Raw genomic sequence first — 19,523 nt, forward strand, 5'->3', positions numbered from 1 at the left:
TCAGTCCTGCTTCTCGCCGCTGGTGAAGCGGGAGATGACCAGCGCGATGATGATGATCATGCCGTTGAGGAACTGGGTCCACAGCGGCGGCACCCCGCCCAGCGTCATCACGTTGATGACCAGTTGGAGGGTCAGAACGCCGGTCAGCGCGCCGAAGAGGGTGCCACGGCCGCCCTTGAGGCTGATGCCGCCGATCACCGCGGCGGCGAAGACCTGGAAGATCCAGCCGTTGCCCTGGCTCGCGGAGACCGCGCCGTAGTGGCCGGTGTAGAGGATGCCGGCGAAGGCGGCGAGCACCCCGCCCGTGGTCAGCACGATCCAGGTGAGGCGGTCCACCCGGATGCCGGCGGCGCGGGCCGCCTCCGGGTTGCCGCCGACGGCGTACAGCGCCCGTCCGTGCCGCAGGTAGCCGAGTACGCCGCCGCCCGCGGCGAAGAGCGCCAGGCAGATCCATACGGCGGCCGGGACGCCCAGCCACTCGGCCTTGCCGAGGTAGGAGAAGGACGCCGGGACGTTGCCGATGGACTGGCCCTCGGAGATGCCGACCTGGAGGCCGCGCAGCATGGTGAGCATGCCGAGGGTGGCGATGAAGCCGTTGACGCGGAGCTTGAGGATGAGGAAGCCGTTGGTGGCGCCGATGGCCGCGCCCACGGCCAGGCAGAGCGGGACGGCGCTCCAGGCGGGGAGGAGCCCGAGTCCGGCGAAGCGGGCGCCGTGCGCGGGCATCACCAGCCACAGGGCGACCACCGGGGCGAGGCCGATCGTCGACTCCAGTGACAGGTCCATCCGCCCGCTGATCAGGATCAGCGCCTCGCCGAGCACCAGCAGGCCCAGTTCGGTGGACTGCTGGACGACGCCGATGAGGTTGTCCTGGGTGAGGAAGGCGGGCGAGACGATGAAGCCGATGACACCCAGGACGAAGATCACCGGCACCAGGGAGAGGTCACGCCAGCGGCCCGGCAGGGCCCGGGGGCGGGCGGGCGCCGGGGGCCGGGCGGCGTGGGTGGCCGGTGGCGGTGCGGTCTCGGTCATGGCGCGGTCCCTTCGGTGCCTTCCGTTCCTGCGGTTCCTGCCGCCCGCCGGGTGCCGTGCGGGGTGCCGTCCGGGCGGGGCGGGGCATCGTCCGAGCGGTGCGGGGTGTCGTCCGGGCCGCCCGCCACCTCCGGCCCCTCCGGCCCCTCCATCCCCTCCATGGCCGCGACCAGTTCGTGGTCGCTCCAGCCGGCCGGGAACGCGGCGGTCACCCGGCCGTGGAAGACCGCGAGCACCCGGTCGCAGATCCGCAGATCGTCGAGTTCGTCGGAGACGATCAGCGCGCAGCCGCCGCCGTCGGCGGTCTCCCGCACCACGCCGAGCAGCGCGTCCTTGGACTTGACGTCCACCCCGTTGGTGGGGCGGACGGCCACCAGCACGGCGGGCTCGCGGGCCAGCGCGCGGGCGATGACGACCTTCTGCTGGTTGCCGCCTGACAGGCCGGACACCGGCTGTCCTGGACCTGACGTCTTGATGTCCAGCGAGGTGATCATCCGGTGGGCGAACTCCCGGGTCCGCGACGGCAGTACGGTGCCGAACGGGCCGAGCTGGTCGGTGACGGTCAGCGTGGCGTTCTCGGCGACGCTGCGGCCCGCGATGAGGCCCTCGCGGTGGCGGTCCTCGGGGACGTAGCCGATGCCGGCGCCCAGTGCGTGCGGGACGCTGCCGCCGCGCACCGGCCGGCCGCGCACCGTGATCCGGCCGCCGTCCGGGGCCCGCAGGCCCACCAGCGTCTCGCCGATCGCGGTGTTCCCGCTGCCGGTCGCCCCGGCCAGGCCCACCACCTCGCCGGCCCGTACGGTCAGGTCCAGTGGCGCGAAGTGGCCCTGGACGGCCAGCCGTTCGGTGCGCAGGACCGGCTCGCCCGGGGGCCGTGCCACAGGTGCGCGGCGCCGGGCCGCCGCGGCCCGCGGCTCCCCCGTCATCGCCTCGACCAGCGCGTCATCGGTGAGGGTGGCGACGGGCGCGGTCAGCACATGGCGCGCGTCACGGAAGACGGTGACGGTGTCGCACAGCTCGTAGACCTCCTGGAGGTGGTGCGAGATGAACAGGAAGGCGACGCCCTGGGCGCGCAGCGCGCGGAGCTTGCCGAAGAGCCGGTCGATGCCGCCCGCGTCGAGCCTGGCGGTCGGCTCGTCGAGGATGATCAGCCGGGCGCCGAAGGAGAGGGCGCGGGCGATCTCCACGAACTGCCGCTGCTCGACGCCGAGATCACGGATGCGGGCGGCCGGGTCGACGTCCACGCCGTAATCGGTGAGCAGCTCGCGGGCCCGCTCGCGCAGCGCCCGCCACCGGATGGCGCGGCGGCCCGGCAGCCGGCCCAGGTAGAGGTTCTCCGCGACGGTCAGGTCGGGGACGGTCATCGATTTCTGGTAGACGCAGGCGACGGTGCGCTGCCAGGCGGCCGTGTCGCCCCAGCGGGGCGCGGGCGCGCCGCCGAAGGTGATCTCGCCCGCGTCCGGCCGCTGCATGCCGGTGAGCACCGAGACCAGGGTGGACTTGCCCGCGCCGTTGCGGCCGACGAGTGCGTGCGCCTCACCTGCCGCGACGGTCAGCCGGGCGCCGTCGAGGGCGAGGGTGGGGCCGTAGCGCCGGACGATGCCTTCGGCGCGGACGGCCGCCGCGGCCGGTGGCGTCCCGGTGGGGCCGGTGGCTGCGGGCGGCACTATTTCTTCTCCAGCTGGTTGGCCCAGAGTTTCCCGTCGTCGACGGTGTCCTTGGTGACCAACGGGGCGGGCAGCTGGTCCTCCAGGCCGTTCTTGATCTTCACGATGGTCGAGCCGTGGTCGGTCGGGCCCGGTGTGAACTTCTTCCCCGCCACACCCGCCTTGGCGTAGTACAGCGCGTACTTGGCGTAGAGGTCGGCGGGCTGGGAGAGGGTGGCGTCGATCTTCCCGGCCCGGATCGCGGCCAGTTCGTCAGGGATGCCGTCGTTGGAGATGACGGTGATGTGGCCCGGGGATCCGGCCGGTTCGAGGAGCTTCTTCTGTTCCAGCAGGGCCAGCGTCGGCTGGAGGAAGACGCCGCCGGCCTGGAGGTAGATGCCGTCGATGTCCTGGTGCTGGGCGAGCAGGCTCTGGAGCTTGGCGGAGGCGACCTCGCCCTTCCAGTCGGTGGCCAGCTCGTGCACGGTGATCTTCGGGAACTTCTTCTTCATGCAGGCGGCGAACGCGGCCGAGCGGTCCCGGCCGTTGATCGAGCTGAGGTCGCCCTGGAGTTCGGCGACCCGGCCCCTGCCGCCGAGCTTCTCGCCGAGGTATTCGCAGGACTTCTCGCCGTACGCGCGGTTGTCGGCCCGCACGACCATGTAGACCGCGCCCTCGTCGGGACGGGTGTCCACGCTGACGACCGGGATCTTCTTCTCCGCCAGCCGCCGGAGTTCGGCGCTGATGGCGCCGGTGTCCTGCGGGGCCATCACGATCGCCTTGGCGCCCTGGTCGGTGAGGGCCTGCACGTTGGAGACGACCTTGGAGATGTCGTTCTGCGAGTTGGACAGCGGCAGGGCGGCCGTGCCGTCGCGGTCCAGGTCCTTCGACACGTACTGCTGGTAGGAGTTCCAGAAGTCGGTGTCGGCACGCGGGATGTCGATGCCGATCTTTCCGGCCGCGTCGCTGCCGCGGTTGCAGCCGGCGAGTGCGGCGGTGGCGAGCACCGCGGCGCAGGCCGCCGCGCCGGTCGTACGCAGTCTCATGGGTGGTCCCTCGGTCGTGGTGTGCGGCGGGCGGTCAGGTGGCGGGGCGCAGCCGCAGTCCGTGCATGCCGCCGTCCACGGCGAGCGCGGTGCCGGTGATGCCGGACGCGGCAGGGGACGCCAGATGGACGATGGCCGCGGCGACTTCGTCCGCCGTCACCATCCGGCCCATCGGCTGGCGCGCGTTGAGGGCGGCGCGTTCGGCGGCCGGGTCGTCGGCGCGGTCGAGCAGCCGGCCGACCCAGGGGGTGTCGGCGGTGCCGGGGTTGACGCAGTTGACGCGGATGCCGTCGCGGATGTGGTCGGCGGCCATGGCGAGGGTCAGCGAGAGGACGGCGCCCTTGCTGGCGCTGTAGAGGGCGCGCTGCGGCAGTCCCGCGGTGGCGGCGATGGAGCAGGTGTGGGTGACCGAGACCCGGCCGGTGTCGGTGGCGGCGGTGCGGCGCAGCCACGGCAGCGCGGCGCGGGCGCAGCGCACCAGGCCCAGCACGTTCACGTCCAGCACCCGGCTCCACTCCGCGTCGTCGTTGTCCTCGACGGTGCCGACGGCGCCGATGCCCGCGTTGCCGACGAGGGTGTGCAGGGCGCCGAGTTCCGCTGCCGCCTCGTCGACGGCCCGGCGTACCGCGGCGTCGGACGTGACATCGGCGGCCACCCGCAGGGCGCCTTCGGGTGCGCCCGACGGGTCGCGGTCGAGGACGGCGACCCGGGCGCCGCGGGCCAGCAGCAGGGCGGCGGTGGCCGCGCCGATGCCGGAGCCGCCGCCGGTGACGAGGGCGCCCATGCCGGTGAAGTCGGCCGACGGGACCGCGGGAAGCTGTACCTGGCTCATGCGGAGACCTCCTGTTCGCCGTGCGGACGCGGGGTGCGGTCGCGCCACACCGGTCCTTCGGGGTAGCGGTGGGCGGCGACCGACGCGGGTTTCATCCGGGCCGAGAAGCCGGGGGCCGTGGGGGCGCGGTAGCGTCCACGCTCGACCACCGCGGGGTCGGTGAAGTGCTCGTGGAGGTGGTCGACGTACTCGATGACCCGGTCGTCCCAACTCCCGGACACCGCCACGTAGTCGAACATCGCCAGGTGCTGCACCAGCTCGCACAGCCCGACCCCGCCCGCGTGCGGGCAGACCGGCACGCCGTATTTGGCGGCCAGCAGCAGGATCGCGAGGTTCTCGTTGACCCCCGCCACACGAGCCGCGTCGATCTGCACGAAGTCGACGGCCCCGGCCTGGAGCAGCTGTTTGAAGACGATGCGGTTGGCGGCGTGTTCGCCGGTGGCGACCTTGACCGGCTGCCCGGCGCGGACCGCGGCGTGGCCGAGGATGTCGTCGGGTCCGGTCGGCTCCTCGATCCAGTACGGGTCGTACGGCGCGAGCGCGGTCATCCGGCGGACCGCTTCCGGTACGTCCCAGCGCTGGTTGGCGTCGACCGCGATCCGTACGCCGGGCCCGACGGCCTCTCTGGCCAGCCGCATCCGCCGCAGGTCGTCGTCGGGGTCGCCGCCCACCTTGAGCTTGATCTGCCGGAAGCCGTCGGCGACCGCTTCCTTCGCCAGCCGCACCAGTTTGCCGTCGTCGTAGCCGAGCCAGCCCGGCGATGTGGTGTACGCGGGGTAGCCGTCGGCCTTGAGGCGGGCGGTGCGGGCGGCCCGGCCGGGGGCGGCGGCGCGCAGCAGGGCCAGCGCCTCGTCGGGGGTCAGCGCGTCCGACAGGTGGCGGAAGTCGACCAGCGAGACCAGTTCTTCGGGGGTCATCGCGGCCAGGAACTCCCAGACCGGCAGGCCCGCGCGGGTGGCGGCCAGGTCCCACGCGGCGTTGACGACCGCGCCTGCCGCCATGTGCATCACGCCCTTCTCCGGGCCGAGCCAGCGCAGTTGGGAGTCGCGGGTCAGGGTGCGGTACAGCGTGGCCAGCGCGGCGGCGGTGGCGGGGGCCGGGCGGCCGACGACGTACGGGGCGAGCGCGCGGATCGCGGCGGCCATGACGTCGTTGCCGCGGCCGATGGTGAAGCAGAGGCCGTGCCCCCGTGTGCCGCCCTCGGTGTGCAGGACGACGTACGCGGCGGAGTAGTCGGGGTCGGGGTTCATCGCGTCCGAGCCGTCGAGCTGCTCCGACGTGGGGAAGCGGACGTCGTGGACCTCCAGTTCCGTGACGGTGTCGGTCGCGGCCATGCGCATGCCCCCTGGGACGTCGCGGAAGAACATCGGACCTTTCCCGGTCATCCGATGTATAGCGCCGCCCGTGAGCCAGCGTCCAGACCCGTGCCGAAGTTGCACGAGGACCGGGCCCGACAGGTCGGATGAATGAGCACTCGTACGTGCAAAGGGGCTGCGAACGGGTACCGCAGACCCCGTAGTCTGGGGAACGCACGCAAGAGAACTGCTGCCGGCGGCCGTCGCGAGGCGGCCCGGCCGGTCGGAAGGAGGCGCTGGGTGATCGAGCTCGAGGGGGTTCCCGAGCTGATCGACCCGGTCATGGTGGCCGCGTTCGAGGGCTGGAACGACGCCGGCGACGCCGCCTCCGCCGCGGTCGCGCATCTGGACCGGGAGTGGAAGGGCGAGGTGTTCGCGGCGCTGGACGCCGAGGACTACTACGACTTCCAGGTCAACCGCCCGAACGTCTTCCTGGAGGGCGGCGTCCGCAAGGTCACCTGGCCGACGACCCGGCTCTCCGTCGTCCGCGTCGCCGACTCCGACGGCAAGGGCCGCCCGCGGGACCTGGTCCTGGTCCGCGGCATCGAACCGAGCATGCGCTGGCGGACGTTCTGCACCGAGATCCTGGGGTTCGCCCATGAACTGGGTGTGGAGATGCTGGTCGTGCTCGGCGCGCTGCTCGGCGACACCCCGCACACCCGGCCGGTCCCGGTGAGCGGCGTGACGTCCGACGCGGACCTCGCCGCCCGGCTGGATCTGGAGGAGTCCCGCTACGAAGGCCCCACCGGCATCGTCGGCATCCTCCAGGAGGCGTGCACCCACGCCGGTGTGCCCGCGGTCAGCCTCTGGGCCGCCGTACCGCACTACGTCTCCCAGCCGCCCAACCCGAAGGCGTCCCTCGCGCTGCTCAACCGCCTGGAGGACCTGCTCGGCATCCGCATCCCGCAGGGCGAGCTGAGCGAGGACGCACGCGCCTGGCAGCTCGGCGTGGACCAGCTGGCGGCCGAGGACAGCGAGGTCGCCGAGTACGTCCAGTCGCTGGAGGAGGCGCGGGACACCGCGGACCTGCCGGAGGCGTCCGGCGAGGCCATCGCCCGCGAATTCGAGCGCTACCTGCGGCGCCGCGACCCGCAGGCCGGGCCAGGACTCGCCACCGAAGGCGGGCTCACGGACGGGCCGGGCGGCTCGTACCTGCGGGACACCACCGCGGGCCGCACCCGGCCCCCGCGCCCCGCGCCCAAGGAGCCGCGCGAGACCCGGCCGTCCGACGGGCGGGACGGGACAGTCCCGGACCCGGAGGGCCCCGGCGCGGCGGATTCCGCCGACGGCGCAGGTGACGGGCACGAGGGCACCGACGACCGGCCCGAGGCCGGGCCCCGCGGCGACCGCAGGGACGACGGCCCGGAGGAGAGCGGCGACGGCCGCTGAACCGCCGCGCACGGCACGGAAACGGGGGCGCCCCACCGGCGGGCGCCCCCGTTCCGTCATCCTCACCCCGCTACCGCAGGGCGCAGGTCACTTCCCGCCGACCGCGCTCGCGCCCTTGAGCACCAGCGAGAAGGCGCGGTCGGTGGCGCGGCTCGCGGTCTTGACCTTGACCACACCGGCCCGGTCGGACGGGTCGTGGTACCAGCCCTCACCCGCCGCTTCGAACGCCGCCGCCGAGTGCAGCCGCGGCAGCTGCCGCCCCGCCAGCCGCACCCCGCGCGGCGCGTCACCGGTGTGCACGGTGAACGCGTAGGGCCGGGAGGTCTGCTTGCCGTGGAAGGTGCCGCGGGAGGCCCCGACCCGTATCCGTACGTCGCCCGCGCCGGACTTCGGCGCCGCGACGTCCACCCGCTGGGTGGCGAAGGCGCCGTCCCGGTGGGCGCGGGTGACACCGTCGTCCTCGTAGAGCGTGAACGACGAACGGCCCTGCGGATAGACGTCCCAGGCAAGCGGCGAGGCGGCCGTGCGGTCCTGGTAGGACGTGATGCCGGGCCACATCGGCACGCTCGCACCGGCCTTGACGAACAGCGGCAGGGTGTCCAGCGGGGCGTGGTAGCCGTTGACCGTCACCGGCCCCCGGTAGGTACGGCCGCTCCAGTAGTCCACCCAGGTGCCCTTCGGCAGGTAGATGCCGTCGCGGGTTTCGGTGTCCTGGTAGACGGGCGCGACCAGGAAGTCCTCGCCGCTCAGGAACTCGTACTTGGCGGCGTCCGAGCCCGCCTTCGGGTCGTCCGGGTACTCCAGGGACAGCGGGCGGACCGGTCCGACGCCGGTCCCGGTCGCCTGCGCCGCGTAGGAGTACATGTACGGCAGCAGCGACTCCTTGAGCTTGAGGTACTTCCGGCTGATGGAGGTGTACGGCTCCCCGCGCCTGAAGGGCTGCTTGTCGCTGTCCGCCCAGCCGTCCATCGTCATCATCGCCGGGAGGAACGACTTCCACTCCAGGTCACGGACGTACGTCCGGGGGCTGCCGCCGAAGATGCCGTCCACGTCGCCGGTGGTGTACGCGAGCCCTGACATGCTCGCGCCCGCGTAGGTCGGGATCTGCCAGCGGATGTAGTCCCAGGTGCCCTTCTGGTCGCCGGACCACTGGACGCCGCAGCGCTGCGCGCCCGCCCAGCTCTCCGGGGCCCAGGTGAACCCGCGGGCGTCGCTGTTGTCCTCGATGCCGCGGTAGGCGTCCTTGCAGCCGTCCAGTGCGTGCTTGTAGCCGTCGCCGACCCAGGCGACGTCGAGTTTGGCGACCCGCTGGCCCGCCTTGACCTGGTCGGCGAGCTTGTCGAGTCCGTCCTCGGTCCACAGTCCGAGCTTCATCTTCCGCTCGCCGAGGCCCTTCGACGCCTCGGCGAGGTGCTCGTAGCCGCAGCCGTAGCCGTCGTTGACCAGCATCCAGCCGTTGGGCATGTCGTGCTGGGTGTAGAGGTCGGCGACCTTCAGCGCGTCCAGGGTGTGCCGCTCGCCGCGGTTGGCGTTGTGCAGATAGCAGTCGGAGTCGCCGATCTCCAGGCCGTACAGCGGCGGCAGGAACGGCTTGCCGGTCAGCGTCGTGTACTGGCCGATGACGTCCTTCGCACTCGGCCCCGCGAAGTAGTAGGCGTCGAAGCGGCGTTCCTTCGCGGTGGCCGTCACCGGGTCGTGGAACGCGTACGTGTTGGGCGCGTACGTGTTCCGGAAGACGCCGTAGCCCGCCGTCGAGAGGTAGAAGGGCACCGAGTTGGGGTGCCCGCCGTCGTCCCAGTTGTCGTCGACGCCGACCTCGACGGTGTGGCCGCGGTGCGAGGTGTTGCCGCGGCCGTTCTGCATGCCGGCGCCGTAGAACTGCTCGTCGCCGCCGCGTGCCAGGGTCTGGGTGGTGGAGTCGCCGTCCCAGCTCAGCCCCTTCGCCTCGGACCACACCAAGGAGCCGTCGGCGCGGCGCAGTTCGAAGCGCAGCGGTGCCTTGAAGGCCCGCAGGGTCACCTTGCCGGTGGCGAGTTCGTAGGCGTCGCCCGCGTCCTTCCAGTGCGTGCGCGGCGGTGCGCCCTGGGGCAGCACGATGTCCTTGCCCGTCGGGTCGGTGAACTTCCCGTCGGGGGCGAGTTCGATGCGGAAGGTCCGGTCGGAGACGAAACTGACGCGCGCCTGGGCCTTTCCGGCGTGCAGACGGTAGACGGGCCCGTCGGCGTCGAAGCCGGTGACATCGCCGACGGTGTGTGCGGGGGCGGGCTCGGCGGCCCCGGCGCTGCCCGCCGGCCCCGCGAGCGCCGCCGCGAGCCCGAGCAGCGCGGCAACGACCGCCGCCCGCAGTCCTGTTGATTTCCTCATGCCCGAGATCTAACGCCCTGGCGCGGACATGACCATGGACTCTTCGGCCCCGCTTCCTGGACTTCTCACCCGCCGCCGGGCCGCGCCCCTCCCCCGGACCACGGAAAAAAGGGCGCCCCCGCCGATCGGCGGGGGCGCCCGGGAAGCAACGGATCAGCGGATCACAGGGCCACGCCCAGGAGCGCGTCCACCGCACGCGAGACCAGGCCGGGCGCGCCTTCCTCGCTGCCGCCATCGGCCTGCTGCGCCGCGGCCCAGCGGTCGACGGCCGCGAGCGCGGCGGGCGAGTCCAGGTCGTCGGCGAGCGCCGTGCGGATCTCCTCCAGGAGCACATCGGCCGACGGGCCGTCGGGGCGGGAGACGGCGGCACGCCAGCGCGCCAGCCGCGCCACGGCCTCGTCGAGCACCGCGTCGGTCCACTCCCAGTCGGCGCGGTAGTGGTGGGCGAGCAGCGCCAGGCGGATCGCCGCCGGGTCGGTGCCGTCCCGCCGCACCTTCGAGACGAAGACCAGATTGCCCTTGGACTTGGACATCTTCTCGCCGTTCAGGGCCACCATCCCGGCGTGCACGTACGCCTTGGCGAACGGGAATTCGCCGGTGAGTGCCTGGGCGTGCGAGGCGCCCATCTCGTGGTGCGGGAAGGCGAGATCGGAGCCGCCGCCCTGCACGTCGAAGCCCATGCCGAGGTGATCGAGAGCGATGGCCACACACTCGATGTGCCAGCCGGGCCGGCCGCGGCCCAGCGAGCCGCCGTCCCAGCTCGGCTCGCCGTCACGGGCGGCCATCCACAGCATCGGGTCGAGCGGGTTCTTCTTGCCCTCCCGCTCGGGGTCGCCGCCGCGCTCGGCGGACAGCAGCCGCATCGCCTCCGCGTCGAGGCCGGAGACCGCACCGAAGTGGGTGTCGGACTCGACGGAGAAGTAGATGTCGCCGTCCAGCTCGTAGGCGGCGCCGTTGTCGCGCAGCCGCTCGACGAGCGGCACGATGCCGGGTATCGACTCGACGGCGCCTATGTAGTGGCGCGGCGGCAGCATCCGCAGGGCCGTCATGTCCTCGCGGAACAACGCGGTCTCACGCTCGGCGAGCGCCGTCCAGTCGTCCCCCGTGGCGACGGCCCGCTCCAGCAGCGGATCGTCGACATCGGTGACGTTCTGCACGTAGTGAACCTGGCGCTTCGTGTCGAGCCACACGCGTTGGACCAGGTCGAACGCGTTGTAGGTCGCCGCGTGCCCCATGTGGGTGGCGTCGTACGGCGTGATGCCGCAGACATAGATACGGGCGACGGGACCGGGGGCGAGGGTTACCCGTCCGCCGGTCGCGGTGTCGTGGATCCTCAGGTCGCGGCCCTGGCCGGGCAGGGCGGGGACCTCAGAAGCGGGCCATGCATGCATGCCTTGAGCCTAACCGGATGCACGTTCCGCATACGAACCGGACCGGCTCTCTTGACCGGATAGGCGCTCTTGCGTTCGAAGCCGCGGCGTGCATGACGGCCCGCCACGGGCGCCCTGAATCAGACCGGCGGCCAGGGAATCGGCGGCCACTGCCCGCTGGGTTCGGGGTGGCGCCCGTCGGCCAGCAGCCCGGCCACCCGTGCCCGCAGGGCCGCGATTTCGGCCTCCGTGATCAGCTCGGCCAGCCGGGTGACGAGCGGCCGGCCCGCCTCCAGGGCCTCAGCGAGCGCCCGCAGCACCGCCAGCGCCTCGTCGGTCAGCGGTTCCCCGGCCCAGCCCCACAGCAGGGTGCGCAGCTTGTCATCGGAGTTGAACGTCACACCGTGGTCGATCGCGAAGACCCGGCCGCCCGCGCCTGGCAGCAGGTGCCCGCCCTTGCGGTCACCGTTGTTGATCACCGCGTCGAGCACGGCGAGGCGCCGCAGCCGCCGGTCGTCGGCGTGCACCAGCAGCGCGGGGCGGCCCCTGCCGGTCTCGGCGAAGCCGACGGCCTTCCAGCCAGGACCCGGCTCCTCGCCCTCGACCAGCGCCAGCAGCTCGGGGACCTCGTCGTCATCGCCCGGCGCCTCGATCCACTCCTGGACCATGCCGGAGCCGTACGGGCCCTCGCGCAGCACCGTCGTGGGGACCAGGCCCCAGCCCGTCGCCCGGGAGATCTCGTACGCGGCGACCTCGCGCTGGGCGAGGGTGCCGTCGGGGAAGTCCCACAGCGGGCGCTCGCCGGCGACCGGCTTGTAGACGCAGGCGGCGGTGCGGCCCTCGTGGGTCACGGTGCAGTACAGGACCGCGTTGGACGCCTCCTGGATCTGCCCGCGCACGGTCAGCTCGCCGTCGGCGAGGAAGGCGGCAGGCAGGTCGGCCGGTTCCGCCGGGGGCGGCGCGCCGTCCGGCGGCGCCGCGGGCCCGGGGACGGCCTGCTGGGCGGAGGGCTCCATCGGGCTCAGGCGTCCCGTCGGTATCCGTTCTGGCGCGGGCATACGTGTCCCTCCGGGTCGAGCGGCAGGCTGCACAGGGGGCACGGGGGCCGTCCGGCGTTGACGACCTCCAGGGCGCGCTTGGCGAAGGCCCTGGCCATGGTGCCGGTCATCCGCACCCGCAGCATGGGCGGGCCGTTCTCGTCGTCCTGGAGCAGGCGCTCCTCGGCCTCCGCGAGATCTTCGTCGCTGTCGGCCTCCAGCTCGACCAGCGCCTGCGCCTCGATGATCATGCGCTCGTCCTCGCCGTCCCAGGCGAGCGCCATCGTGCCGACCTTGAACTCTTCCTCGACCGGCGATTCCAGCGGGGCGGTGTCGGCCAGCTCGGACGGCGCGACGGCGGGCACCGGGGCATTGCCGCCGCTGCGCCGCACCACCTCGTCCAGCAGCTCGTCGATCCGCTCGGCGAGTGCGGCGACCTGGGTCTTCTCCAGGGCCACGCTGGTGGTCCTGCCGGCCGCTGTGGCCTGGAGGAAGAAGCTACGGCGGCCAGGCAGCCCGACCGTGCCGGCCACAAAGCGGTCCGGGGCGTCGTAGAAGAACACCTGACGGGACAACGTCCTGCTCCGATTTGCTCGACTGCGGGGGCACTGCGGTCGCTGCGGCCCCTGTGGTCACTGCGGTCTGTGCACAGTTCTCAGCGGCGTGGCGGGCAGCGCCGTCGCACCACCCTACTGCGCCCGCTGATCACGGTGCTCCCGCACCGCCACCGACGGCGGCGTCCCCCTCGCCCTCCGTGGCCGCCTCGTCCGGCTCCTCGCCGGACGGCGCCAGCGCACCGAAGTCGCCGGTGTCGCCGAGGCGTACGAGGAACGGCCGCAGGCGGGTGTAGCGGATCGCGGTCACCGAGCAGGGGTCGACGGAGATCCGCTGGAACAGGTCGAGGTGCAGGCCGAGTGCGTCGGCGACCAGCGCCTTGATGATGTCGCCGTGCGAGCACATCAGATAGGCAGCCGACGGGCCGTGCGCCGCCTCGATCCTGGCGTTCCAGTCGTGCACGGCGTCGACGGCGCGGGCCTGCATCCCCCGCATCGACTCGCCTCCGGGGAAGGCCGCCGACGACGGGTGCCGCTGGACGACCTCCATCAGCGGGTGATCGCTCAACTCGGCGAGCTTGCGCCCCGACCAGTCGCCGTAATCGCATTCGTTGATGCGGTCCTCGGTGTGCAGCGGCAGACCGGGACGGGCGTCAAGGAGCGGGCGCAGGGTCTCCTGGCAGCGCTGGAGCGGGCTGGTCACGGCGGCGGCCAGCGGCACGTCGGCCAGCCGTCCTGGCAGCGCGGCGGCCTGGGCGGCGCCGCGTTCGTCGAGTGCGACCCGGGGAGTGCGTCCCGCGAGTACGCCGGAGGTATTGGCGGTGGAGCGGCCGTGCCGCACCAGGATCAGCGTGGGCATGGCAGCCAGCCTACGTTCCCGGCTACTCCTCCCTGGCAGGAGGCCGGGTACCGGGTGAGAATGCCAGGTGTGATCGTGGACTGCGCCATCTACCGGGAGGGCCGCCGCGCCGACGCACCGGCCGACTTCTCCGCCGCCCTGCACGACGCGCGGGCCGGGAGCGCCGGCGCGTTCCTCTGGCTGGGCGTCCACGAGCCGACACAGGCCGAATTCGACCGGATCACCAGGGATTTCGCCCTGCACCCGCTGGCCGTCGAGGACGCGCTCAAGGCCCATCAGCGGCCGAAGCTGGAGGTCTACGACGACTCGCTGTTCCTCGTGCTCAAGCCGGTCACCTACGACGTGCACGCCGACACCGTGACCGCGTCGGAGCTGATGGTCTTCGTCGGCGACTCGTTCGTCGTCACCGTCCGGCACGGCGAGGCCAGCCCGCTGAGCGCGGTGCGCCGCCGCCTCGAACACCAGCCGGACATCCTCAGGCACGGGCCGACGTCGGTCCTCTACGCGGTCAGTGACGCGGTGGTGGACCACTACATCGAAGTGGCGGGGGAACTCCAGGTGGATCTGGAGGAGTTGGAGGCCGAGGTGTTCGCGCCGACCCGGTCGAGCACCAGGAACACCGCCGCCGAGATCTACGCGTTCAAACGGGAGGTGCTGGAATTCCGGCGCGCCACGGGGCCGTTGACCGAGCCGATGGCGCGGCTCCAGAGCGCCGGGGTGCCCTTCGTGCACGATCAGGCGCGGCCGTTCTTCCGGGACGTCGGCGACCACCTGACCCGCGCCAACGAGTCCGTCGAAGGTCTCGACCGGCTGCTGTCCGACATCCTCTCCGCCCATCTGGCGCAGATGGGCGTGCGGCAGAACGACGACATGCGCAAGATCTCGGCCTGGGCGGCGCTGGCGGCCGTGCCGACCCTGATCGCCGGCATCTACGGCATGAACTTCACGCACATGCCCGAATTGAACTGGGGATTTGGCTACTACGGTGTGCTGTTGGCGATGGCGGCCATCGAACTGTCCCTGTTCCGGCTGTTCAAACGCCGCGGCTGGCTGTGACGCGCGCCCGGTCACTCAGGCGAACTCGGTCGCCCGACCGCCCAGCGCATCGCGCCGCTCGGGCATCCGCAGGCTGACCATCCGCCGCCAGCCGGCCAGCCGTTCGTACGCGTAGCGGGCGCGGATGCCCGCCGCGAGCACCGCGGACTTGGCGGCGGGCCAGCCCAGGATGCGGCCCATGCGCTCCATCACGGCGAGGCTGACGTCCCGGTGGACGGCGATCTCGGCGAGCGCGCAGGCGCGCAGCGTCCGCTGGATGCGGCGGCCGTGCCCGGCGTGGGCGAACCGCAGCAGTTCCTCGTGGCAGTAGGCGAGGTGGTTGTCCTCGTCCTCGGAGATCATCCGGATCGCCCGGCCCAGTTCGGGGTCGTCGCCGAAGTACTTCTTCAGCAGCAGCATCTGCTCGGACGCGCGCTGTTCGGTGACCCGGCTGTGCGCGAGGTAGGTGATGACGTCCTGCTCGGTGAGGGGCTCGGCGCGCCGCAGCGTGTCGTGTGCGAGACCGATGCCGCGGCGCTCCAGCAGCATCGTGTAGTCCGTTTCGCCGGGGACGTCGGCGGGGCTCAGTCCGCGTTTGCGCAGCAGCGCACGGAAGATCCGGCCGTGCTTGTCCTCGTCGGCGCCGTGCCGCGCCACCTTGGGCGCGAGATGGCGTTGCGCGGCGGGCAGCAGCGCGGCGATCCGGCCGTTCTCCCAGCCGCCCTGTGCCTCTCCGCTCGCCGCGATGGAGCAGAAGAGGCGGTAGGAATCGTCGTTGTCGACGATCTCCCGGAACAGGCTTCTGGCCGAGAGCATCAGCACCACCTCCGAACGGACGCGCCTGAAGGCACAGTCAAGGACGGTCCGGGAGGCACGGCAACCGGAGGCTCCCGGCGTTCACCCGTACGAACGATCCGCACGGCCCGGCCGCAGCCGGCCGGGCCGTCGGCGGTCAGGCCAGTCCGGCCTTCTCCAGCGCCTCGGTGCCCGCGCGCAGCGACGCGATCCGGTCCTCCAGGGTGAAGCCGGCGGGCGCCAGCGTCAGCGTGGTGACCCCCGCGGCGGCGTACGCCTGCATCCGCTCGGCGATCCGCTCGACGGAGCCCAGCAGCGTGGTCTGGTCGATGAGCCGCTGCGGGATCGCGGCGGCGGCACCCTCCTTGTCGCCGGAGAGGTACTTGTCCTGGATCTCGGCGGCTTCCTTCTCGTAACCCATGCGCTGGGCCAGCTTGTTGTAGAAGTTCTGCTTGCGGCTGCCCATGCCGCCGACGTACAGCGCCGTGTACGGGCGGAACATGTCTGCGAGGGCGCCGACGTCATCGCCGACGGCCAGCGGCAGCGTCGGGCAGACGTCGAACCCGTCCATGGTCTTGCCTGCCTTCTCGCGGCCCGCCCGGATGGGGGCGAGCGCGGTCTCCTCCAGGTGGTCGGCGGAGGGGAAGATCAGCAGCGCGCCGTCGGCGATCTCACCGGTCTGTTCGAGGTTCTTGGGGCCGATCGCCGCGATGTAGAGCGGGATGTGCTCACGGGTCGGGTGGACGGTGAGCTTCAGCGGCTTGCCGGGGCCGTCGGGCAGCGGCAGCGTCCAGTGCTGCCCCTCGTAGGACAGCCGCTCGCGGGACATGGCCTTGCGGACGATGTCGACGTACTCGCGGGTGCGCGCCAGGGGCTTGTCGAACTTCACGCCGTACCAGCCCTCGGAGACCTGCGGGCCCGAGACGCCCAGGCCGAGCCGGAAGCGGCCACCGGAGAGCGAGTCGAGGGTCGCCGCGGTCATGGCGGTCATGGCGGGTGTCCTGGCCGGGATCTGGAAGATCGCCGAACCGACGTCGATGCGCTCGGTCTTGGCCGCCACCCAGGACAGGACCGTGGGGGCGTCGGAGCCGTACGCCTCGGCCGCCCAGCAGACCGCGTACCCGAGCCGGTCGGCCTCCTGCGCGACGGCGAGGTTGTCCCCGTCCATGCCGGCACCCCAGTAACCGAGGTTGATCCCAAGCCTCACGCCGCTCCCCTTACCCATCAGTAACGTCACTGTTGCGGGGACTCTAGCGCGCACCGCCCGCCGCCGTCATGGCCGGGTTGTCCACAGCTCTCCTGCGCCCGGCACGCGGCCACTAATCTCGGGGCCCATGGAGCAAAGGCACCTCGGACGTACCGGCCTGCGGGTGTCCTGCATCGGCCTCGTCGACGCGGTCACCACGGCCGCCGACGGCCTGGCCGTCGCACCTCTCCAGGTCGCGCTGTCCTGGGTGCGTGACCGTCCCGGTGTGGCCGCCCCGATCGTGGGCGCGCGCACCGCGCAGCAGCTCGGAGCGGCGTTGTCGGTGGAGACCCTTAGTCTTCCTGACGAGATCAGCCGGGCGCTGGACGAGGTGTCCGCTCCGGTGCACCACTATCCCGATCACAACTGGAGCACGCTGTGAGTACCGACCGCCCCGCCGGCGAGACCGCGCCCGAGCAGGAGGCCACGCCCAGCCCCGCCGAGGCCCCGTCGGACCAGGACTCCGGGCCGGCCGCCGCGGACGGCAGCCAGGACTCGGGTCAGGAGGCCGGTGCCACAACGGACGGCAGCCAAGGCGCGGATCAGGAGACCGGTGGCGCCGCGGACAGCAGCCAGGGCGCAGGTCAGGAGGCCGGTGCGGCGGCCGACGGCTCCACGGCGGCGCGGGAGGCGAAGGCCGGACCCGCGGCCTCCGCCGCGGCGCTGGCCGCCGCTGTGCGGGCGGTGGAGAGCGGCGAACGCTCGGCCGCCTCGTTCTTCAACAGCACCCCGCGGCCCGCCGCCCGCGCCGCCCCGCCCCGTGACGCAGCCGCGCCCCCGGACGCCCCGGCGCCGCAGGTGACGCCGCAGCGCGCCCCGGCGGACACCGCACCGCAGCACCACCCGGCCGCCCCGGCGCACGAAGCGGGCGGCCCCGTCGGCTCCCCCGGCGCCGCGGCCCCCGCCCCGGAGAGCACGGTCCGGCCGACGTCCCCTGGGGTCGACGGGGTGCGCCAGGTCCTGGCCGCGGGCGGCGCCCCCGAGGCGCTGGCCGAGAAGGCGGCGGAGCTGCTCGGCGAGCGGGCGGGCGAGGAGCTGAGCGAGGACCCCTGGCGGCTGCTGGCCGTGCCCGGCGTGCGCCCCGAGCAGGCCGACGCGTTCGCGCGGGCGCTGCTCGGCCCCGACTGCGGGCCGGGCGACGAGCGGCGCGCACAGGCGCTGGTCGTCTGGCTGCTGGAGCAGGCCGCCGTGGCCGGGCACTCCGCCCTGGAGGCGCCCGCGCTGCGCGCCGCGCTGGCCCAGCGCGCCGTCCCCGATCCCGACGAAGCGCTCCAGACCGCGCTCGCCGACGGCGCCGTCCTGGTCTTCCAGGACGCGATCGACACCCCGGGCCGGGCCAGGCCCGCGGCCGACGACGAGGAAGAGGAAACACCGGTCCGGGTCCTGCTGGGGCTCGACCGGTTCGCGATGGCCGAGGAGAGCGTCGCCGACGGCCTGGCGCGGCTGCTCAACACCTTCGACGCGGAGGACGGTCCGGACACCGTGGCCGGGGGCGGCGAGGAGGACGCGGAGTCCGCTGCCGACGGCGACGAAGCAGGCGCGGGTTCCGCGGCCGATGGCGCCCCGCAGGACGGCGGTTCCGAAGAGCCGGACGCGGAGGAGGGCCGGGAGGAGAACCGGCCGGCCGATGCGCCGCAGCCGGACGCGGAGGCCACCCCGGAGCGTCCTGAGGATGCGGCGGCGCACCGGGTGCGGCCGTCCGCGGCGGACTGGGAGGGCGCCGCGGCGGCGGCCCCGTCGCCGTCGGCAGCGGAACTGATCCGGGCCGCGGCCCGCAGCGGGCTCGTGGCGCACACCGGCGCCGAGGCGGCACGCGCCGAGCCGGCGGCCCTGGTCGCCGCCGCCCGCGCGCTGGGCCTGCGGGCCTACGGCGCCACGCACAGCGCGAACGGCCGCGAACGGCTGGCCGCGCAGTTGGCGGAGAACACCGCGCACCCGGCAGCCGATGGCGCCGGCGCCCCCGGAGCTGCGGCGGTCACCGTCGCCGGGCTGCTCTCCGGCCAGGAAGGCCCCGGCAGGGACGCGGAAGGCGCGCTCGCCCTCGATCTGCTGGTCGTGCTCGATGCCCCGCAGCTGGATCTGGAGACGGCGGCGATGCTCATCGAGTCGCTGACCGACGGGTCGCGCCTTGTGCTCAGCGGCGACCCCGGAGTCCTGTGGTCCGCCGGTCCCGGCCGCCTCTTCGCCGACCTCATCGCGGCCCGCTGCTGTCCCCAGGTCGCCTCCCGCACCCCGGACTTCGGCCCGATCGGCGAGCTGGTCTCGGGGATCGGCATCGGCGAGCTGAGCCAGGTCGACGCGCCCGGCAAGGAGGTCGTGATCGTCCCGGTGCGCGACGCGCCGGAGGCGGTGCACCGTACGGTGCAGCTGGTCGCCGACTCGGTGCCGCGGGCGCTCGGCGTCCCCCCGGAGCAGACGCAGGTCATCACCGTCGGGCACGGCGGCTCGGCCGGCACCCGCGCGCTCAACGCCGCGCTCAAGGAACGGCTCAATCCCGGCCCCGGCCGCTTCGGCGGATTCGACCCCGGCGACCGCGTCGCCTACTCCCCCGCCCCCGGCCGCATCCTGCCCGGCACGGTCACCGGCGCGGACCAGGACGGCCTGCGGCTCGACTGCGGCGGCAGCGCCGTCCTGGTGCCCCGCGAGCGGGTCGGTTCCGGCGCGCTGCGGCACGGCTGGGCGCTCACCGCGCATCAGGCGGCCGGCCTGCGCTGGCCCGCCGCCGTGGTCGTGCTGCCGGGCGACGCCGCGCGCGGCCTGACCCGGTCCTGGGTCTACACCGCGTTCAGCCGCGGCGAGCGCCATCTGTCGGTGGTGCAGGGAGTGGACCAGGCGTTGCCCAAGGCGATCGCCGAGGTACCGGTGAAGGAGCGCACCACCCGGCTGCGCACCCTGCTGCAACTCCAGAGCGTCCAGGCCACGGCCGACGCGGCAGCCGCGGGCTGAACCCCGCCCTCTCCGAC

At 73.2% G+C, this 19,523-nt stretch carries 15 protein-coding genes and 1 pseudogene; 4 read left to right on the forward strand and 12 right to left on the reverse strand.

What is annotated here, in order from left to right:
- Genes ACGFNI_RS22230 through ACGFNI_RS22250 form a run of 5 tightly spaced genes read right to left on the reverse strand, consistent with a single transcriptional unit; the run spans position 1 to position 5,890 of the window.
- On the reverse strand, positions 1–1,032 hold the full coding sequence (locus ACGFNI_RS22230) for an ABC transporter permease (RefSeq protein ID WP_393686227.1): 1,032 nt from the start codon (positions 1,030–1,032) through the stop codon (positions 1–3).
- A complete protein-coding gene (locus ACGFNI_RS22235) occupies positions 1,029–2,699 on the reverse strand; it encodes a sugar ABC transporter ATP-binding protein (RefSeq protein ID WP_393686228.1) in 1,671 nt (556 codons plus the stop codon). Before ACGFNI_RS22235 ends, ACGFNI_RS22230 begins: the two co-directional genes overlap by 4 nt.
- Positions 2,699–3,724: a sugar ABC transporter substrate-binding protein gene (locus ACGFNI_RS22240; RefSeq protein WP_393686230.1), complete on the reverse strand. Its 1,026-nt coding sequence runs from the start codon at positions 3,722–3,724 to the stop codon at positions 2,699–2,701. The genes ACGFNI_RS22235 and ACGFNI_RS22240 overlap by 1 nt, the downstream gene beginning before the upstream one ends.
- A 34-nt stretch (positions 3,725–3,758) precedes the next feature.
- Positions 3,759–4,556: an SDR family NAD(P)-dependent oxidoreductase gene (locus ACGFNI_RS22245; protein ID WP_393686232.1), complete on the reverse strand. Its 798-nt coding sequence runs from the start codon at positions 4,554–4,556 to the stop codon at positions 3,759–3,761.
- Positions 4,553–5,890 carry an enolase C-terminal domain-like protein gene (locus tag ACGFNI_RS22250; protein ID WP_393686233.1) on the reverse strand — a complete coding sequence of 446 codons (1,338 nt, stop codon included), beginning with the start codon at positions 5,888–5,890 and terminating at the stop codon, positions 4,553–4,555. The genes ACGFNI_RS22245 and ACGFNI_RS22250 overlap by 4 nt, the downstream gene beginning before the upstream one ends.
- Positions 5,891–6,151: 261 nt before the next feature.
- On the opposite strand from ACGFNI_RS22250, the gene ACGFNI_RS22255 reads away from it, so the two are divergent.
- On the forward strand, positions 6,152–7,300 hold the full coding sequence (locus ACGFNI_RS22255) for a PAC2 family protein (RefSeq protein WP_393686235.1): 1,149 nt from the start codon (positions 6,152–6,154) through the stop codon (positions 7,298–7,300).
- A gap of 87 nt (positions 7,301–7,387) precedes the next feature.
- On the opposite strand, the gene ACGFNI_RS22260 is transcribed toward ACGFNI_RS22255, so the two are convergent.
- From ACGFNI_RS22260 to ACGFNI_RS22280, 5 genes are all read right to left on the reverse strand, one after another.
- Positions 7,388–9,664, reverse strand: a complete 2,277-nt coding sequence (locus ACGFNI_RS22260; RefSeq protein ID WP_393686237.1) for a TIM-barrel domain-containing protein — start codon at positions 9,662–9,664, stop codon at positions 7,388–7,390.
- A gap of 161 nt (positions 9,665–9,825) precedes the next feature.
- Positions 9,826–11,055, reverse strand: a complete 1,230-nt coding sequence (mshC, locus tag ACGFNI_RS22265; protein WP_393686239.1) for a cysteine--1-D-myo-inosityl 2-amino-2-deoxy-alpha-D-glucopyranoside ligase — start codon at positions 11,053–11,055, stop codon at positions 9,826–9,828.
- 119 nt (positions 11,056–11,174) lie between these two features.
- Positions 11,175–12,092 carry an SCO1664 family protein gene (locus ACGFNI_RS22270; protein ID WP_393686241.1) on the reverse strand — a complete coding sequence of 306 codons (918 nt, stop codon included), beginning with the start codon at positions 12,090–12,092 and terminating at the stop codon, positions 11,175–11,177.
- Positions 12,056–12,646, reverse strand: a complete 591-nt coding sequence (locus ACGFNI_RS22275) for a DUF3090 domain-containing protein (protein WP_393686243.1) — start codon at positions 12,644–12,646, stop codon at positions 12,056–12,058. The genes ACGFNI_RS22270 and ACGFNI_RS22275 overlap by 37 nt, the downstream gene beginning before the upstream one ends.
- A 130-nt stretch (positions 12,647–12,776) precedes the next feature.
- A complete protein-coding gene (locus ACGFNI_RS22280; protein WP_393686245.1) occupies positions 12,777–13,484 on the reverse strand; it encodes a histidine phosphatase family protein in 708 nt (235 codons plus the stop codon).
- Positions 13,485–13,544: 60 nt separating this feature from the next.
- Here ACGFNI_RS22280 and corA point away from each other — a divergent pair, with 60 nt between their 5' ends.
- Positions 13,545–14,540: a magnesium/cobalt transporter CorA gene (gene corA, locus ACGFNI_RS22285; RefSeq protein ID WP_393686247.1), complete on the forward strand. Its 996-nt coding sequence runs from the start codon at positions 13,545–13,547 to the stop codon at positions 14,538–14,540.
- Between the two features lie 15 nt (positions 14,541–14,555).
- Here corA and ACGFNI_RS22290 read toward each other — a convergent pair whose 3' ends face one another.
- Both ACGFNI_RS22290 and ACGFNI_RS22295 read right to left on the reverse strand, forming a co-directional pair.
- The gene (locus tag ACGFNI_RS22290) at positions 14,556–15,335 is read right to left on the reverse strand and encodes a ferritin-like domain-containing protein (protein ID WP_393686249.1); all 780 of its coding nucleotides are present in this window, start codon (positions 15,333–15,335) and stop codon (positions 14,556–14,558) included.
- Between the two features lie 136 nt (positions 15,336–15,471).
- Positions 15,472–16,521 carry an LLM class F420-dependent oxidoreductase gene (locus ACGFNI_RS22295; RefSeq protein ID WP_393686251.1) on the reverse strand — a complete coding sequence of 350 codons (1,050 nt, stop codon included), beginning with the start codon at positions 16,519–16,521 and terminating at the stop codon, positions 15,472–15,474.
- 178 nt (positions 16,522–16,699) lie between these two features.
- On the opposite strand from ACGFNI_RS22295, the pseudogene ACGFNI_RS22300 reads away from it, so the two are divergent.
- A pseudogene (locus ACGFNI_RS22300) lies at positions 16,700–16,942 on the forward strand (aldo/keto reductase); the annotation flags it as partial.
- Complete coding sequence (locus ACGFNI_RS22305) at positions 16,939–19,506, forward strand: helix-hairpin-helix domain-containing protein (protein WP_393686253.1); 2,568 nt, start codon at positions 16,939–16,941, stop codon at positions 19,504–19,506. The pseudogene ACGFNI_RS22300 and the gene ACGFNI_RS22305, both read left to right, overlap by 4 nt.
- Positions 19,507–19,523 lie beyond the last annotated feature (17 nt).

It is taken from the genome of Streptomyces sp. NPDC048644, assembly GCF_043199105.1.
Classification (GTDB): Bacteria; Actinomycetota; Actinomycetes; order Streptomycetales; family Streptomycetaceae; genus Streptomyces.

What these genes read in the sequence shown, in the direction of transcription:
- ACGFNI_RS22270 (WP_393686241.1), bottom strand. Translation starts at nt 12,092, where the DNA reads ATGCCCGCGCCAGAACGGATACCGACGGGACGCCTGAGCCCGATGGAG.
- ACGFNI_RS22280 (WP_393686245.1), bottom strand. Translation starts at nt 13,484, where the DNA reads ATGCCCACGCTGATCCTGGTGCGGCACGGCCGCTCCACCGCCAATACC.
- ACGFNI_RS22240 (WP_393686230.1), bottom strand. Translation starts at nt 3,724, where the DNA reads ATGAGACTGCGTACGACCGGCGCGGCGGCCTGCGCCGCGGTGCTCGCC.
- corA (WP_393686247.1), top strand. Translation starts at nt 13,545, where the DNA reads ATGCCAGGTGTGATCGTGGACTGCGCCATCTACCGGGAGGGCCGCCGC.
- ACGFNI_RS22290 (WP_393686249.1), bottom strand. Translation starts at nt 15,335, where the DNA reads ATGCTCTCGGCCAGAAGCCTGTTCCGGGAGATCGTCGACAACGACGAT.
- ACGFNI_RS22250 (WP_393686233.1), bottom strand. Translation starts at nt 5,890, where the DNA reads ATGGCCGCGACCGACACCGTCACGGAACTGGAGGTCCACGACGTCCGC.
- ACGFNI_RS22245 (WP_393686232.1), bottom strand. Translation starts at nt 4,556, where the DNA reads ATGAGCCAGGTACAGCTTCCCGCGGTCCCGTCGGCCGACTTCACCGGC.
- ACGFNI_RS22260 (WP_393686237.1), bottom strand. Translation starts at nt 9,664, where the DNA reads ATGAGGAAATCAACAGGACTGCGGGCGGCGGTCGTTGCCGCGCTGCTC.
- ACGFNI_RS22230 (WP_393686227.1), bottom strand. Translation starts at nt 1,032, where the DNA reads ATGACCGAGACCGCACCGCCACCGGCCACCCACGCCGCCCGGCCCCCG.
- mshC (WP_393686239.1), bottom strand. Translation starts at nt 11,055, where the DNA reads ATGCATGCATGGCCCGCTTCTGAGGTCCCCGCCCTGCCCGGCCAGGGC.